Below are 15,115 nucleotides of genomic sequence, written 5' to 3' on the forward strand. Positions count from 1 at the left end.
GATGGCTAAACAACCGGGATTAGATTTTCAAAGTGCCAAAGGTGGCTTAGGCGAGCTGAAACGCAGACTGTTGTTTGTTATCGGTGCGCTGATTGTGTTCCGTATTGGCTCTTTTATTCCGATCCCTGGTATTGATGCCGCTGTACTTGCCAAACTGCTTGAGCAACAGCGAGGCACCATCATTGAAATGTTTAACATGTTCTCTGGTGGTGCTCTCAGCCGTGCTTCTATCTTTGCTCTGGGGATCATGCCGTATATTTCGGCATCGATCATTATCCAGCTGCTGACGGTGGTTCACCCAACGTTGGCAGAAATTAAGAAAGAAGGGGAGTCTGGTCGTCGTAAGATCAGCCAGTACACCCGCTACGGTACTCTGGTGCTGGCAATATTCCAGTCGATCGGTATTGCTACCGGTCTGCCGAATATGCCTGGTATGCAAGGCCTGGTCATTAACCCGGGCTTTGCATTCTACTTCACCGCTGTTGTAAGTCTGGTCACAGGAACCATGTTCCTGATGTGGTTGGGCGAACAGATTACTGAACGAGGTATCGGCAACGGTATTTCAATCATTATCTTCGCCGGTATTGTCGCGGGACTCCCGCCAGCCATTGCCCATACTATCGAGCAAGCGCGTCAAGGCGACCTGCACTTCCTCGTGTTGCTGTTGGTTGCAGTATTAGTATTTGCAGTGACGTTCTTTGTTGTATTTGTTGAGCGTGGTCAACGCCGCATTGTGGTAAACTACGCGAAACGTCAGCAAGGTCGTCGTGTCTATGCTGCACAGAGCACACATTTACCGCTGAAAGTGAATATGGCGGGGGTAATCCCGGCAATCTTCGCTTCCAGTATTATTCTGTTCCCGGCGACCATCGCGTCATGGTTCGGGGGCGGTACTGGTTGGAACTGGCTGACAACAATTTCGCTGTATTTGCAGCCTGGGCAACCGCTTTATGTGTTACTCTATGCGTCTGCAATCATCTTCTTCTGTTTCTTCTACACGGCGTTGGTTTTCAACCCGCGTGAAACAGCAGATAACCTGAAGAAGTCCGGTGCATTTGTACCAGGAATTCGTCCGGGAGAGCAAACGGCGAAGTATATCGATAAAGTAATGACCCGCCTGACCCTGGTTGGTGCGCTGTACATTACCTTTATCTGCCTGATCCCGGAGTTCATGCGTGATGCAATGAAAGTACCGTTCTACTTCGGTGGGACCTCACTGCTTATCGTTGTTGTCGTGATTATGGACTTTATGGCTCAAGTGCAAACTCTGATGATGTCCAGTCAGTATGAGTCTGCATTGAAGAAGGCGAACCTGAAAGGCTACGGCCGATAATTGGTCGCCCGAGAAGTTACGGAGAGTAAAAATGAAAGTTCGTGCTTCCGTCAAGAAATTATGCCGTAACTGCAAAATCGTTAAGCGTGATGGTGTCATCCGTGTGATTTGCAGTGCCGAGCCGAAGCATAAACAGCGCCAAGGCTGATTTTTTCGCATATTTTTCTTGCAAAGTTGGGTTGAGCTGGCTAGATTAGCCAGCCAATCTTTTGTATGTCTGTGCGTTTCCATTTGAGTATCCTGAAAACGGGCTTTTCAGCATGGAACGTACATATTAAATAGTAGGAGTGCATAGTGGCCCGTATAGCAGGCATTAACATTCCTGATCATAAGCATGCCGTAATCGCATTAACTTCGATTTATGGCGTCGGCAAGACCCGTTCTAAAGCCATCCTGGCTGCAGCGGGTATCGCTGAAGATGTTAAGATCAGTGAGCTGTCTGAAGGACAAATCGACACGCTGCGTGACGAAGTTGCCAAATTTGTCGTTGAAGGTGATCTGCGCCGTGAAATCAGCATGAGCATCAAGCGCCTGATGGATCTTGGTTGCTATCGCGGTTTGCGTCATCGTCGTGGTCTCCCGGTTCGCGGTCAGCGTACCAAGACCAACGCACGTACCCGTAAGGGTCCGCGCAAACCGATCAAGAAATAATCGGGGTGATTGAATAATGGCAAAGGCACCAATTCGTGCACGTAAACGTGTAAGAAAACAAGTCTCTGACGGCGTGGCTCATATCCATGCTTCTTTCAACAACACCATCGTGACTATCACTGATCGTCAGGGTAACGCGTTGGGTTGGGCAACAGCCGGTGGTTCCGGTTTCCGTGGTTCTCGCAAATCCACTCCGTTTGCAGCTCAGGTTGCAGCAGAGCGTTGCGCTGACGCCGTGAAAGAATACGGCATCAAGAATCTGGAAGTTATGGTTAAAGGTCCGGGTCCAGGCCGCGAATCTACTATTCGTGCTCTGAACGCCGCAGGTTTCCGCATCACTAATATTACTGATGTGACTCCGATCCCTCATAACGGTTGTCGTCCGCCGAAAAAACGTCGCGTATAACGCCTCGTTTTCCAGGTTTGTTGGAGAAAGAAAATGGCAAGATATTTGGGTCCTAAGCTCAAGCTGAGCCGTCGTGAGGGCACCGACTTATTCCTTAAGTCTGGCGTTCGCGCGATCGATACCAAGTGTAAAATTGAACAAGCTCCTGGCCAGCACGGTGCGCGTAAACCGCGTCTGTCTGACTATGGTGTGCAGTTGCGTGAAAAGCAAAAAGTTCGCCGTATCTATGGTGTGCTGGAGCGTCAGTTCCGTAACTACTACAAAGAAGCAGCACGTCTGAAAGGCAACACCGGTGAAAACCTGTTGGCTCTGCTGGAAGGTCGTCTGGACAACGTTGTATACCGTATGGGCTTCGGTGCCACTCGTGCAGAAGCACGTCAGCTGGTTAGCCATAAAGCAATTATGGTAAACGGTCGTGTTGTTAACATCGCTTCTTATCAGGTTAGTCCGAATGACGTTGTAAGCATTCGTGAGAAAGCGAAGAAGCAGTCTCGCGTGAAAGCCGCTCTGGAGCTGGCTGAGCAGCGTGAAAAGCCAACCTGGCTGGAAGTTGATGCTGGCAAGATGGAAGGTACGTTTAAGCGTAAGCCGGAGCGTTCTGATCTGTCTGCGGACATTAACGAACACCTGATCGTCGAGCTTTACTCCAAGTAAAGCTTAGTACCAAAGAGAGGACACAATGCAGGGTTCTGTGACAGAGTTTCTAAAACCGCGCCTGGTTGATATCGAGCAAGTGAGTTCGACGCACGCCAAGGTGACCCTTGAGCCTTTAGAGCGTGGCTTTGGCCATACTCTGGGTAACGCACTGCGCCGTATTCTGCTCTCATCGATGCCGGGTTGCGCGGTGACCGAGGTTGAGATTGATGGTGTACTACATGAGTACAGCACCAAAGAAGGCGTTCAGGAAGATATCCTGGAAATCCTGCTCAACCTGAAAGGGCTGGCGGTGAGAGTTCAGGGCAAAGATGAAGTTATTCTTACCTTGAATAAATCTGGCATTGGCCCTGTGACTGCAGCCGATATCACCCACGACGGTGATGTCGAAATCGTCAAGCCGCAGCACGTGATCTGCCACCTGACCGATGAGAACGCGTCTATTAGCATGCGTATCAAAGTTCAGCGCGGTCGTGGTTATGTGCCGGCTTCTACCCGAATTCATTCGGAAGAAGATGAGCGCCCAATCGGCCGTCTGCTGGTCGACGCATGCTACAGCCCTGTGGAGCGTATTGCCTACAATGTTGAAGCAGCGCGTGTAGAACAGCGTACCGACCTGGACAAGCTGGTCATCGAAATGGAAACCAACGGCACAATCGATCCTGAAGAGGCGATTCGTCGTGCGGCAACCATTCTGGCTGAACAACTGGAAGCTTTCGTTGACTTACGTGATGTACGTCAGCCTGAAGTGAAAGAAGAGAAACCAGAGTTCGATCCGATCCTGCTGCGCCCTGTTGACGATCTGGAATTGACTGTCCGCTCTGCTAACTGCCTTAAAGCAGAAGCTATCCACTATATCGGTGATCTGGTACAGCGTACCGAGGTTGAGCTCCTTAAAACGCCTAACCTTGGTAAAAAATCTCTTACTGAGATTAAAGACGTGCTGGCTTCCCGTGGACTGTCTCTGGGCATGCGCCTGGAAAACTGGCCACCGGCAAGCATCGCTGACGAGTAACCAGGTCACAGGTTAAGGTTTTACTGAGAAGGATAAGGTCATGCGCCATCGTAAGAGTGGTCGTCAACTGAACCGCAACAGCAGCCATCGCCAGGCTATGTTCCGCAATATGGCAGGTTCACTGGTTCGTCATGAAATCATCAAGACGACTCTGCCTAAAGCGAAAGAGCTGCGCCGCGTAGTTGAGCCGCTGATTACTCTTGCCAAGACTGATAGCGTTGCTAATCGTCGTCTGGCATTCGCCCGTACTCGTGATAACGAGATCGTGGCAAAACTGTTTAACGAACTGGGCCCGCGTTTCGCGAGCCGTGCCGGTGGTTACACTCGTATTCTGAAGTGTGGCTTCCGTGCAGGCGACAACGCGCCGATGGCTTACATCGAGCTGGTTGATCGTTCAGAGAAAGCAGAAGCTGCTGCAGAGTAATCTGAAGCAACGTAAAAAAACCCGCCCCGGCGGGTTTTTTTATACCCGTAGTATCCCCACTTATCTACAATAGCTGTACTCTTTTTGTTCATCCCCTGGAGTATTTATGTGGTTACTTGACCAGTGGGCAGAGCGCCATATAGCAGAAGCGCAAGCGAAAGGTGAGTTTGATAACCTACCTAATAGCGGCGAACCATTAATCCTGGATGATGATTCCCACGTGCCACCAGAATTACGTGCGGGGTATCGCTTGTTGAAGAATGCCGGTTGCTTACCGCCAGAACTTGAGCAGCGGAGGGAAGCAATACAGCTTCTAGATATCCTCAAAGGTATCCGTCATGATGATCCGCAATATCAAGAGGTTAGTCGTCGATTGTCATTACTGGAATTGAAGCTGCGACAAGCTGGATTGAGTACCGATTTTTTACGCGGCGATTATGCTGACAAGTTGTTGGACAAAATCAACGATAACTAGTGGAGTATGTATGTATCGCATTGGTGAGCTGGCAAAAATGGCGGAAGTAACACCCGACACGATTCGTTATTACGAAAAGCAGCAGATGATGGAGCATGAAGTACGCACCGAAGGTGGGTTTCGCCTGTATACTGAAAGCGATCTCCAGCGATTGAAATTTATCCGCCATGCCAGACAACTTGGTTTCAGTCTGGAGTCGATCCGCGAGTTGCTGTCGATCCGTATCGATCCTGAACACCATACCTGTCAGGAGTCAAAAGGCATTGTGCAGGAAAGATTGCAGGAAGTCGAAGCACGGATAGCCGAGTTGCAGAGTATGCAGCGTTCCTTGCAACGCCTTAACGATGCCTGTTGTGGGACCGCTCATAGCAGTGTTTATTGCTCGATTCTTGAAGCCCTTGAACAAGGGGCGAGTGGCGTTAAGAGTGGTTGTTGATTTTTTGCACTGGCGGGATTACACTCGCGCCGTTAAATAACCAACTGGAGTTTTTATGAGCCGATATCAGCATACTAAAGGACAGATAAAAGATAATGCGATAGAAGCATTGCTACATGATCCTTTATTCCGACAGCGTGTAGAGAAAAATAAGAAGGGGAAAGGTAGTTACATGCGGAAAGGAAAACATGGCAATCGGGGAAACTGGGAGGCCAGTGGCAAGAAAGTAAATCACTTTTTTACCACTGGCCTTCTGCTTTCAGGGGCTTTTTAAGAGCGGTTATTCTGCTCTTTCAGCAAATCACGAATTTCTGTCAGTAATACTTCTTCTTTAGTTGGCGCTGGCGCGGCTGCCGGTTCTTCTTTCTTACGATTCAGTTTGTTGATTAGCTTAATTGCCATGAAGATGGCAAAGGCCACAATCAGAAAATCAAAGACGTTTTGAATGAAGACACCGTAATGCATAACGACAGCAGGGATATCCCCCTGCGCATCGCGTAGCGTGACAGCAAACTGTTTAAAGTCGATCCCGCCAATTAATAAGCCCAACGGTGGCATGATGATATCGGCAACCAGTGAAGAGACAATCTTTCCGAATGCCGCTCCGATAATGACACCCACCGCCAAATCCACTACGTTTCCGCGCATCGCAAATTCGCGAAATTCTTTAATAATGCTCATGTTATTCTCCCTATGAAGCCGACAACCATAAGTCTAACAAATGTTAAGCCATTTTCCTGCCAGGAATGAATTTAATTAATCCTTGAGAATCAAAGGGAAATAATAAGGCGTCATAAGACGCCTTATTAATTACAAAAAGAATGGACTTGGCTGGAAGAGTCTTTCGACGTCGGTAATAAACTTTTTATCTGTGAGGAACATAATTACGTGATCGCCTTGCTCAATGCGCAGATTGTCATTAGCAATCATCACATCATTGCCGCGCACCACAGCACCAATAATCGTTCCTGGCGGTAGCTTGATTTCATCAATGACTCTGCCGACAACGCGTGAGGTGCTTTCATCACCGTGAGCAACGGCTTCAATAGCTTCTGCAACACCGCGGCGCAATGAGGAAACACCAACAATATCGGCTTTTCGCACGTGACTAAGCAACGCAGAGATGGTTGCTTGTTGCGGTGAAATCGCAATATCGATCACGCTCCCCTGAACCAGATCCACATAAGCGCGACGCTGGATCAATACCATCACCTTTTTCGCGCCCATGCGTTTGGCGAGCATGGCGGACATGATATTGGCTTCGTCATCGTTGGTGACGGCAATAAACAGATCAACTTGATCGATATGTTCTTCGGCCAGCAGTTCCTGATCCGACGCATCACCAAAAAAGACGATCGTATTCTGCAACTTTTCCGCCAGTTCGGCAGCGCGCTGCTGATTACGTTCGATGAGTTTAACGCTGTAATCTTTTTCCAGACGACGCGCCAGCCCTGCACCGATATTACCACCACCAACCAGCATGATCCGCTTATACGGTTTTTCCAGTCGCTGTAATTCACTCATCACCGCGCGGATATGCTGTGAAGCGGCAATAAAGAACACTTCATCACCCGCTTCAACAATGGTCGAACCTTGCGGACGAATGGGGCGATCGTGGCGGAAAATTGCTGCCACACGAGTATCGATATGTGGCATATGTTCGCGCATGGTCGAAAGTGCATTACCAATCAGCGGGCCGCCATAATAGGCTTTAACCACAGCCAGGCTGACTTTACCCTCCGCGAAGTTCACCACCTGCAATGCGCCGGGATACTCAATCAGTCGGTAAATATTATCGATAACCAACTGCTCTGGTGCGATCAGATGATCAATCGGCACAGCATCTGAATGAAATAGCTTATCGGCATCGCGCACGTAGTCTGGTGAGCGGATACGAGCGATGCGATTAGGGGTGTTGAAAAGTGAGTAGGCTACCTGGCAGGCAACCATATTGGTTTCATCTGAACTGGTTACAGCAACCAGCATATCAGCGTCGTCGGCACCTGCCTCCCGCAATACGCGTGGATGAGAGCCATGCCCCTGCACGACCCGCAGGTCAAATTTATCCTGCAAGGTCCGCAGACGCTCACCGTTGGTATCGACAACAGTAATATCGTTGTTCTCGCCAACCAGGTTTTCCGCCAGTGTGCCGCCAACCTGGCCGGCACCCAGAATGATAATTTTCATCAGTCGCGACCCGTTATCTCATCACTTTTTGATTAGCTTAGCGTAAAAGAAGCCGTCGCCCTCTTCGGCACCAGGCAGATTTTGTTTACCCGGTTGCTCTGGTGTTCCTGTTTCGCAAAGTTCGGCATCAGCGGTACGTTGCAAAAAGGCTTTAATCTGCAGGCTATTCTCTTCCGGTAACACCGAACAGGTGGCATAGATCAGGGTTCCACCGGATTTTAAATGCGGCCAAATGGCGTCGAGAATTTCAGACTGCAATTGCGCGAGTTCCGGGATATCGCGATCGCGACGTAACCATTTAATATCCGGATGGCGACGAATCACACCGGTTGCTGAACAAGGCGCATCTAATAAAATGCGATCAAACTGTTGCTCGCCACACCATTGGGAAGGGTAGCGGCCATCACCTTGTTTCACGGTCGCCTTCATACCAAGGCGTTTTAAATTGTCGTAAACGCGAGAGAGGCGCTGTTCGTCAATATCAACCGCAACAACCTGCGCTTCTGGTGCTACCTCAAGGATATGCGTTGTTTTACCGCCGGGGGCAGCGCAAAGATCCAGAATGTGTTCACCGTTTTGTGGCGCAAGCCAGGCCATGCAACCTTGTGCAGATGCATCCTGAACGGTAACCCATCCTTCTTCAAAACCTGGTAGCACATGAACAGGTGCAGGTGTTTCCAGCCGTACAGCATCAGGGTAATCCGCATGCGGGAAACCTTTCATTCCTGCTTCATCCAGCAATGCAAGCCAGCTGTCGCGGGAATGATGCGTACGATTAACGCGCAGCCACATTGGCGGACGCTGGTTATTGGCTTCAATGATGGATTGCCATTGCTCTGGATACGCTTTTTGCAGACGCTTCAGCAACCAGGAAGGATGCAGATAACGTGCATCACTGGCATTAAACTCGGCTAATAACTCTTCTTGCTGACGTTGGAACTGGCGTAACACACCGTTAATCAACCCTTTAAGTTGAGGGCGCTTAATTGCGACAGCGCCTTCAACCGTTTCAGCCAGCGTGGCATGAGGTGGAATACGGGTATAAAGCAGTTGATACAAACCAACCATAATCAGGTAATGCACGGTCCGCTGCTTGCCGGTCATCGGACGGGCCATTAACTTATTAATCAGCCAGTCTAACTGTGAGAGCGTACGCAGTACGCCAAAGCACAACTCCTGAAGAAGCGCTTTGTCTTTATCGGAAACTTTTTGCTGGAGCGGTGGCAGAATGTTGCTTAATGATTGCCCTTGCTCGACGACTTGTTCAACGGCCTGTGCCGCCATACTACGTAAATTACGTTGTTTTTTCATAAATATAAAATAAAAATGCCCGGCAAGACCGGGCTTAGAAGAGTGGACTATCAGGCCAGACGGTTGCCCGGAACAAACCATTCCCGACGAGAATTCAGGAGGTCTTGCGCGCTCATTGCTTTCTTACCCGCAGGTTGTAACGAGAGCAGGTTCAGGATGCCATCACCCGTCGCAACCTGAATGCCTTGTTTGTTGGCTTCAAGGATCGTTCCTGGGGCAGCGTTGGTTGCCGTATCAATGACCGATGCTTTCCAGACTTTAACCGGCTGTCCTTCAATTTCCAGCCAGCTCATCGGCCACGGATTAAAAGCGCGAATGCAGCGTTCAAGCTGTGCTGCCGAGAGTGACCAGTCAATACACGCTTCTTCTTTACTCAACTTTTCGGCGTAAGTGACAAGAGTTTCGTCCTGAACTTCTGGTTTCGCCGTGCCGTCTGCCAGTTGTTTCAATGTGGTGATAAGCCCTTGTGGGCCAAGCTCTGCCAGCTTGTCGTACAGCGTACCACTGGTATCTTCTGCAGTAATCGGGCAGGAGAGCTTATAGAGCATGTCACCGGTGTCTAAACCAACATCCATTTGCATAATGGTCACACCAGTTTCTGCATCACCCGCCCATAGTGAGCGTTGGATTGGTGCAGCACCGCGCCAGCGTGGCAGCAGTGAACCATGAACGTTGATACAGCCAAGACGCGGCATCTCCAGCACAGCTTTCGGCAGAATTAAACCATAGGCGACGACGACCATAACATCAGCCTGCAGGTCGGCGACCAGTTGCTGGTTTTCTTGAGGACGCAGGGAAACAGGTTGAAAAACGGGCAGACCTTTTTCCTCAGCCAGAACTTTAACCGGGCTGGGCATCAGTTTTTTACCGCGTCCTGCCGGTCGGTCTGGCTGGGTGAACACGCCAACGACGTTATGACCAGAAGACAACAGCGCGTCGAGATGACGCGCTGCAAAGTCAGGTGTACCCGCAAAAATAATACGTAGTGATTCTGACACGTTAATTCTTATCCTTAAGCCCGGGCTTTCAGACGATCCAGTTTTTCAACTTTCTGACGAATACGTTGTTGTTTCAGCGGTGACAGATAATCCATAAACAGTTTGCCGACCAGGTGATCCATCTCATGCTGAATACAGATGGCTAACAGACCGTCTGCTTCCAGTTCAAATGGTTTACCGTCGCGGTCCAGGGCGCGAATTTTAACTTTCTCTGCGCGTGGCACTAAAGCACGTTGTTCAGGGATCGACAGGCAACCTTCTTCAATGCCTGTTTCGCCGCTTTTTTCTAAAAGCTCCGGATTGATTAACACCAGCCGTTCGTCACGGTTTTCCGAAACATCAATAACAATGATACGTTGATGGATATCAACCTGGGTTGCCGCCAGGCCAATACCTTCTTCTGCGTACATCGTCTCGAACATATCATCGACGATACGCTGAATTTCTGCATTCACTTCTTCTACCGGTTTAGCAACTTTGCGAAGCCGCTCGTCCGGAATATGTAACACTTGCAAAACTGACATAAATCTCCAGAGATGTGTTCAGGAGTTAGAAAGATTATTTCTTCTATTCTAGACAAATCCCCCTCTGATTGACAGCATCACTGACCAATCGCAAAGATTGCTAAGGCTGCTTATGGCAGGGAGATAAGGATGGTCGATACAGAAATTTGGCTGCGTTTAATGAGCGTCAGCAGCTTGTACGGCGATGATATGGTCCGTATAGCTCACTGGCTGGCAAAACAGTCGCATATTGATGCGGTTATATTGCAACAAACAGGGCTGACATTGCGGCAGGCACAACGCTTTCTTTCATTTCCGCCAAAGAGTATTGAGAGCTCACTTTGTTGGTTGAATCAACCAAACCATCATTTAATCTCAGCGGATAGTGAATTTTATCCTTCCCAACTTCTGGCGACAGCAGATTACCCCGGTGCGCTGTTTGTTGCTGGAGAACTGCGCGCATTGCATTCATTTCAGCTTGCTGTAGTGGGGAGTCGGGCGCATTCATGGTATGGCGAACGCTGGGGACGATTATTTTGCGAAACTCTGGCGACGCGTGGAGTGACAATTACGAGTGGACTGGCGCGAGGAATCGATGGTGTGGCGCATAAAGCGGCCTTGCAGGTGAATGGCGTCAGCATTGCTGTATTGGGGAATGGACTTAATACCATTCATCCCCGCCGCCATGCCCGGCTGGCTACCAGTCTGCTTGAACATGGCGGAGCTCTCGTCTCGGAATTTCCCCTCGATGTTCCACCTCTTGCTTACAATTTCCCGCGAAGAAATCGCATTATCAGTGGTCTAAGTAAAGGTGTACTTGTGGTGGAAGCTGCTTTGCGCAGTGGTTCGCTGGTGACAGCGCGTTGTGCGCTTGAACAGGGGCGAGAAGTTTTTGCCTTGCCAGGTCCAATAGGGAATCCGGGAAGCGAAGGGCCTCACTGGTTAATAAAACAAGGTGCGATTCTTGTGACGGAACCGGAAGAAATTCTGGAAAACTTGCAATTTGGATTGCACTGGTTGCCAGACGCGCCTGAAAATTCATTTTATTCACCAGATCAGGAAGACGTGGCATTGCCATTTCCTGAGCTCCTGGCTAACGTAGGAGATGAGGTAACACCTGTTGACGTCGTCGCTGAACGTGCCGGCCAACCTGTGCCAGAGGTAGTTACTCAACTACTCGAACTGGAGTTAGCAGGATGGATCGCAGCTGTACCCGGCGGCTATGTCCGATTGAGGAGGGCATGCCATGTTCGACGTACTAATGTATTTGTTTGAAACCTATATTCACACAGAAGCTGAGTTGCGTGTGGATCAAGACAAACTTGAACAGGATCTTACCGACGCAGGATTTGATCGAGAAGATATCTACAATGCCCTGCTTTGGCTGGAAAAGCTTGCGGATTATCAGGAAGGACTGGCAGAACCGATGCAACTGGCCTCTGATCCACTCTCCATGCGTATTTATACCCCTGAAGAGTGTGAAAGACTGGATGCCAGCTGTCGTGGTTTTCTGCTTTTCCTTGAGCAAATTCAGGTGCTTAACCTTGAAACCCGTGAAATGGTGATAGAGCGAGTGCTCGCGCTGGATACCGCTGAGTTCGACCTGGAAGACCTGAAATGGGTAATCCTGATGGTGTTGTTCAATATTCCGGGCTGCGAAAATGCGTACCAGCAAATGGAAGAATTACTCTTTGAAGTGAATGAAGGTATGCTGCATTAATCATTTCTTTAATTCAGCATAAGTTGTTATGGCGAAATCAGCACTGTTCACGGTGCGTAATAATGAGTCCTGCCCAAAGTGCGGGGCTGAACTGGTTATTCGATCCGGGAAACACGGTCCGTTTCTTGGATGCTCACAGTATCCGGCGTGTGACTACGTCCGTCCTCTGAAATCTTCAGCGGATGGACATATCGTCAAAGTTCTGGAGGGACAGATTTGCCCTGCATGCGGCGCAAATCTGGTCTTACGCCAGGGGCGCTTTGGTATGTTTGTTGGTTGCAGTAACTATCCTGAATGCGAACATACCGAACTTATCGATAAACCGGACGAAACAGCAATTACCTGTCCCCAATGTCGGACGGGCCATCTGGTCCAGCGCCGCTCCCGTTATGGCAAAACATTTCATTCCTGTGATCGCTACCCGGAGTGTCAATTTGCCATTAACTTCAAACCTATAGCCGGAGAATGCCCTGAGTGTCATTATCCGCTACTCATCGAAAAGAAAACCGCGCAGGGTGTAAAACACTTTTGTGCCAGTAAACAATGTGGAAAGCCGGTTTCGGCGGAATAATAACGTGAATAATAACCTGCAAGGAGACGCTATCGCAGCTGCGATAGATGTCCTCAATGAAGAACGTGTCATCGCCTATCCCACGGAAGCCGTTTTCGGTGTCGGGTGCGATCCTGATAGCGAAACAGCAGTGATGAGACTGTTGGAACTAAAACAGCGTCCGGTTGATAAGGGGCTGATTTTAATCGCGGCAAATTACGAGCAGCTTAAACCCTATATTGATGACTGCATGCTGACTGATGCGCAGCGTGAAACCATTTTTTCTCGCTGGCCAGGTCCCGTCACCTTTGTCTTTCCCGCGCCTGCGACAACACCGCGCTGGTTGACAGGCCGCTTTGATTCGCTTGCTGTACGAGTCACCGACCATCCGTTGGTGGTTGCTTTGTGCCAGGCTTATGGTAAACCGCTGGTTTCTACCAGTGCCAACTTGAGTGGATTGCCGCCTTGTCGAACAGTAGACGAAGTTCGCGCACAATTTGGCGCAGCGTTCCCGGTTGTGCCTGGTGAAACGGGAGGGCGTTTAAATCCTTCAGAAATCCGCGATGCCCTGACGGGTGAACTGTTTCGACAGGGGTAACATAATGGAAAACTATGCTGTTTTTGGTAATCCAATAGCCCACAGCAAATCGCCATTCATTCATCAGCAATTTGCTCAGCAATTGAATATTGAACATCCCTATGGGCGCGTGCTGGCACCTATCAATGATTTCATTAACACACTGAACGCTTTCTTTAGTGCTGGTGGTAAAGGAGCGAATGTGACGGTGCCTTTTAAAGAAGAGGCCTTTGCCAGAGCTGATGAACTTACTGAACGGGCAGCGTTGGCTGGTGCTGTTAATACCCTCAAGCGGTTAGAAGATGGACGCCTGCTGGGTGACAATACCGATGGCGTAGGCTTGTTAAGCGATCTGGAACGTCTGTCTTTTATCCGCCCTGGTTTACGTATTCTACTCATCGGCGCTGGTGGGGCGTCTCGTGGTGTATTACTTCCACTCCTTTCTCTGGACTGCGCGGTGACAATCACTAATCGGACGCTACCCCGCGCGGAAGAGTTGGCTAAATTGTTTGCGCACACGGGCAGTATTCAGGCGTTGGGTATGGACGAACTGGAGGGGCATGAGTTCGATCTCATTATTAATGCAACATCCAGTGGCATCAGTGGTGATATTCCCGCGATCCCGGCATCGCTCATTCATTCAGGCATTTGTTGCTATGACATGTTCTATCAGAAAGGAAAAACACCTTTTCTGGCATGGTGTGAGCTGCGAGGTTCAAAGCGTAATGCGGATGGATTGGGGATGCTGGTGGCACAGGCGGCTCATGCCTTTCTTCTCTGGCACGGTGTTCTGCCTGACATAGAACCAGTTATAAAGCAATTGCAGGAGGAGTTGTCCGCGTGAATCAGGCCATCCAGTTTCCGGACAGGGAAGAGTGGAACGAGAGTAAAAAATGCGTTTGTTTTCCCGCTCTTGTAAATGGTATGCAGCTCACTTGCGCTATTACTGGAGAGAGTCTGGCGAACCGCTTTGCAGGAGATACGCCAGAACAGTGGTTAGCGAGTTTTCGCCAGCATCGCTGGGACCTGGAAGAAGAAGCAGAAAGCTTGATTCAGGATCAAAGCGAAGATGATCAAGGTTGGGTTTGGTTACCCTGATCCAGATACTCGTCCTTCCATTTCACGTAGTTATTCGCGGAATAGCGTAACCCGGCCTTCTCTTCATCACTTAACGGGCGGATCTGTTTGACGGGGCTACCGAGATACAGATATCCGCTCTCCAGCCGTTTATTTTGTGGGACCAGGCTACCCGCACCAATCATCACATCATCTTCTACTATTGCACCATCAAGTAAAATTGATGCCATCCCAACCAACACTCGATTGCCAATGGTACAGCCGTGGAGCATCACCTTGTGACCAACAGTGACATCTTCGCCAATGGTTAATGGGTTGCCATCTGGGTTGTACGAGGATTTATGAGTGACATGCAACATACTGCCATCCTGGATATTGGTGCGTGCTCCGATCTGTACATAATGTACATCTCCACGAATCACAACGAGCGGCCAGATCCCCACATCATCAGCCAGACGAACGTCACCAATCACGACGCTGCTATCGTCGATCATTACGCGCTGACCGATTTGTGGAAAAAGATCGCGGTATGGGCGTAAAACATCAGACATACTCACCTCAACAATAAATGATTTCCTAATGACTTTGGGTGCATTATTGGCCTAGTGCAAGTCTTTTAGTATGCAAAAAAGCACCGTTTTGTGTGCGAATGCAGCAAAAAGGGTGAAAAAACAACAAACAGAAAAAAAGATCAAAAAAGTACTTGTGCAAAAAATTGGGATCCCTATAATGCGCCACCACTGACACGGAACAACGGCAAACACGCCGCCGGGTCAGCGAGATTCTCCTGAGAATCTC

Annotated in this window: 22 protein-coding genes; 16 read left to right on the top strand and 6 right to left on the bottom strand. The window is 49.4% G+C overall.

Going from position 1 to position 15,115, the window contains the following annotated elements; translation table 11 throughout:
• Position 1 precedes the first annotated feature (1 nt).
• From secY to arfA, 10 genes are all read left to right on the top strand, one after another.
• Positions 2–1,333: a preprotein translocase subunit SecY gene (gene secY / locus FQ015_RS16625; RefSeq protein ID WP_001118861.1), complete on the top strand. Its 1,332-nt coding sequence runs from the start codon at positions 2–4 to the stop codon at positions 1,331–1,333.
• A gap of 31 nt (positions 1,334–1,364) precedes the next feature.
• The gene (gene rpmJ, locus FQ015_RS16630) at positions 1,365–1,481 is read left to right on the top strand and encodes a 50S ribosomal protein L36 (protein WP_000868187.1); all 117 of its coding nucleotides are present in this window, start codon (positions 1,365–1,367) and stop codon (positions 1,479–1,481) included.
• Positions 1,482–1,627: 146 nt separating this feature from the next.
• Positions 1,628–1,984 carry a 30S ribosomal protein S13 gene (rpsM, locus tag FQ015_RS16635; protein WP_000090775.1) on the top strand — a complete coding sequence of 119 codons (357 nt, stop codon included), beginning with the start codon at positions 1,628–1,630 and terminating at the stop codon, positions 1,982–1,984.
• 16 nt (positions 1,985–2,000) lie between these two features.
• Positions 2,001–2,390, top strand: coding sequence for a 30S ribosomal protein S11 (gene rpsK, locus FQ015_RS16640; RefSeq protein WP_001029684.1), 390 nt, complete (start codon positions 2,001–2,003; stop codon positions 2,388–2,390).
• 33 nt (positions 2,391–2,423) lie between these two features.
• Positions 2,424–3,044, top strand: coding sequence for a 30S ribosomal protein S4 (gene rpsD / locus FQ015_RS16645; RefSeq protein WP_000135224.1), 621 nt, complete (start codon positions 2,424–2,426; stop codon positions 3,042–3,044).
• A 25-nt stretch (positions 3,045–3,069) separates the two neighbouring features.
• Entirely contained in the window at positions 3,070–4,059 is a 990-nt protein-coding gene (locus FQ015_RS16650; RefSeq protein ID WP_001162094.1) for a DNA-directed RNA polymerase subunit alpha, read from the top strand.
• Positions 4,060–4,099: 40 nt separating this feature from the next.
• Entirely contained in the window at positions 4,100–4,483 is a 384-nt protein-coding gene (gene rplQ, locus FQ015_RS16655) for a 50S ribosomal protein L17 (protein ID WP_001216368.1), read from the top strand.
• Positions 4,484–4,589: 106 nt separating this feature from the next.
• Entirely contained in the window at positions 4,590–4,958 is a 369-nt protein-coding gene (locus FQ015_RS16660; protein WP_039021470.1) for a DUF1992 domain-containing protein, read from the top strand.
• 10 nt (positions 4,959–4,968) lie between these two features.
• Positions 4,969–5,394 carry a Zn(2+)-responsive transcriptional regulator gene (zntR, locus tag FQ015_RS16665; protein WP_000285607.1) on the top strand — a complete coding sequence of 142 codons (426 nt, stop codon included), beginning with the start codon at positions 4,969–4,971 and terminating at the stop codon, positions 5,392–5,394.
• Between the two features lie 55 nt (positions 5,395–5,449).
• Positions 5,450–5,668, top strand: coding sequence for an alternative ribosome-rescue factor ArfA (gene arfA / locus FQ015_RS16670; RefSeq protein ID WP_000092697.1), 219 nt, complete (start codon positions 5,450–5,452; stop codon positions 5,666–5,668).
• Here the strand turns inward: arfA and mscL are convergent.
• From mscL to def, 5 genes are all read right to left on the bottom strand, one after another.
• Entirely contained in the window at positions 5,665–6,075 is a 411-nt protein-coding gene (gene mscL, locus FQ015_RS16675; RefSeq protein ID WP_000022442.1) for a large-conductance mechanosensitive channel protein MscL, read from the bottom strand. The genes arfA and mscL overlap by 4 nt on opposite strands.
• Before the next feature lie 129 nt (positions 6,076–6,204).
• Entirely contained in the window at positions 6,205–7,581 is a 1,377-nt protein-coding gene (trkA, locus tag FQ015_RS16680; RefSeq protein ID WP_000691382.1) for a Trk system potassium transporter TrkA, read from the bottom strand.
• Between the two features lie 21 nt (positions 7,582–7,602).
• Positions 7,603–8,892 (bottom strand): 16S rRNA (cytosine(967)-C(5))-methyltransferase RsmB, encoded by a 1,290-nt coding sequence (rsmB, locus tag FQ015_RS16685; protein WP_160524289.1) that lies wholly within the window; start codon positions 8,890–8,892, stop codon positions 7,603–7,605.
• 50 nt (positions 8,893–8,942) lie between these two features.
• Positions 8,943–9,890 (bottom strand): methionyl-tRNA formyltransferase, encoded by a 948-nt coding sequence (gene fmt, locus FQ015_RS16690; protein WP_000004452.1) that lies wholly within the window; start codon positions 9,888–9,890, stop codon positions 8,943–8,945.
• A gap of 14 nt (positions 9,891–9,904) precedes the next feature.
• A complete protein-coding gene (def, locus tag FQ015_RS16695; protein ID WP_000114984.1) occupies positions 9,905–10,414 on the bottom strand; it encodes a peptide deformylase in 510 nt (169 codons plus the stop codon).
• A 129-nt stretch (positions 10,415–10,543) separates the two neighbouring features.
• Here def and dprA point away from each other — a divergent pair, with 129 nt between their 5' ends.
• From dprA to FQ015_RS16725, 6 genes are read left to right on the top strand one after another with little or no spacing between them, the layout of a single operon-like run.
• Positions 10,544–11,668: a DNA-protecting protein DprA gene (gene dprA, locus FQ015_RS16700; RefSeq protein ID WP_039021472.1), complete on the top strand. Its 1,125-nt coding sequence runs from the start codon at positions 10,544–10,546 to the stop codon at positions 11,666–11,668.
• Positions 11,640–12,113: a DUF494 family protein Smg gene (gene smg / locus FQ015_RS16705; RefSeq protein ID WP_000460672.1), complete on the top strand. Its 474-nt coding sequence runs from the start codon at positions 11,640–11,642 to the stop codon at positions 12,111–12,113. Before dprA ends, smg begins: the two co-directional genes overlap by 29 nt.
• Before the next feature lie 28 nt (positions 12,114–12,141).
• Positions 12,142–12,684 carry a DNA topoisomerase family protein gene (locus tag FQ015_RS16710; RefSeq protein WP_001129718.1) on the top strand — a complete coding sequence of 181 codons (543 nt, stop codon included), beginning with the start codon at positions 12,142–12,144 and terminating at the stop codon, positions 12,682–12,684.
• Positions 12,685–12,688: 4 nt separating this feature from the next.
• Positions 12,689–13,261: an L-threonylcarbamoyladenylate synthase type 1 TsaC gene (gene tsaC / locus FQ015_RS16715; protein WP_001353637.1), complete on the top strand. Its 573-nt coding sequence runs from the start codon at positions 12,689–12,691 to the stop codon at positions 13,259–13,261.
• A 4-nt stretch (positions 13,262–13,265) separates the two neighbouring features.
• Complete coding sequence (gene aroE, locus FQ015_RS16720) at positions 13,266–14,084, top strand: shikimate dehydrogenase (RefSeq protein ID WP_039021473.1); 819 nt, start codon at positions 13,266–13,268, stop codon at positions 14,082–14,084.
• Positions 14,081–14,338, top strand: coding sequence for a DUF1488 domain-containing protein (locus FQ015_RS16725; RefSeq protein WP_001070585.1), 258 nt, complete (start codon positions 14,081–14,083; stop codon positions 14,336–14,338). Before aroE ends, FQ015_RS16725 begins: the two co-directional genes overlap by 4 nt.
• Here FQ015_RS16725 and FQ015_RS16730 read toward each other — a convergent pair.
• Positions 14,314–14,868 carry a gamma carbonic anhydrase family protein gene (locus FQ015_RS16730; RefSeq protein WP_001286209.1) on the bottom strand — a complete coding sequence of 185 codons (555 nt, stop codon included), beginning with the start codon at positions 14,866–14,868 and terminating at the stop codon, positions 14,314–14,316. The two genes, FQ015_RS16725 and FQ015_RS16730, sit on opposite strands and share 25 nt — an antisense overlap.
• Between the last annotated feature and the right edge of the window lie 247 nt (positions 14,869–15,115).

Source organism: Escherichia sp. HH26CH, assembly GCF_009820205.1.
In the GTDB taxonomy this organism is placed as follows: domain Bacteria; phylum Pseudomonadota; class Gammaproteobacteria; order Enterobacterales; family Enterobacteriaceae; genus Escherichia; species Escherichia coli_F.